1 pseudogene is annotated in these 674 nt (G+C 61.4%); it reads left to right on the top strand.

Going from position 1 to position 674, the window contains the following annotated elements:
- A pseudogene (locus EQW76_RS28755) lies at nucleotides 1-674 on the top strand (polysaccharide biosynthesis protein); the annotation flags it as partial.

The following is a 674-nucleotide window of genomic DNA, read 5'->3' as shown; positions in this document are numbered from 1 at the left end:
TGGTTTGCCTATTGCCTGCGGCTTGACGGGTGGGTGATCCTCGAGGGTGTCGAATGGGTACCCGCCTTCGTTTCGCTCCTGCTCGCGATACCGATCTTCATTGTGCTCGGGCTTTACCGCGCGATCTTCCGCTATGCCGGGCTCTCGGCGTTCATGACGGTGGTCAAGGCCGTGGCGATCTACGGCCTGGCCTTCATGACGATCTTCACCGCGATCAGCATTCCAGGCGTGCCGCGTACCGTCGGCATATTGCAGCCGTTGCTGCTTCTGATCGCCGTCGGGCTGTCGCGCATGTGGACACGCTATTGGCTCGGCAACGCTTACCAGCGGCTTCTGAACCGCAATTCGCTGGCAAAAGTGTTGATCTATGGCGCTGGTGCTTCCGGAAGGCAGCTCGCCGCAGCTCTGTCCAATAGCTCGGAGCTAAATGTCGTAGGCTTTCTTGACGATGACAGGCACCTGCATGGCAGTATCATGGCCGGGCTGCCGATCTACGATCCCGCCGACCTGCCGGCACTCGTTGCTACCGGCGAAACACGCGATGTATTGCTGGCGCTGCCGAATGCCACAAGGCAACGCCGCAACGAAATCCTGGAGGCGATTCGCAAGGCCCGCGTCACCGTCCGCACCATGCCCGACCTGACCGCCTTGGCGCAGGGACGTGTGGCCGTCTC

It is taken from the genome of Rhizobium sp. rho-13.1 (genome assembly GCF_007000305.1).
Lineage (GTDB): Bacteria > Pseudomonadota > Alphaproteobacteria > Rhizobiales > Rhizobiaceae > Rhizobium > Rhizobium rhododendri.
The sequence above is the reverse complement of the archived record's forward strand: the minus strand, read 5'-3'. Positions and strand labels throughout refer to the sequence as shown.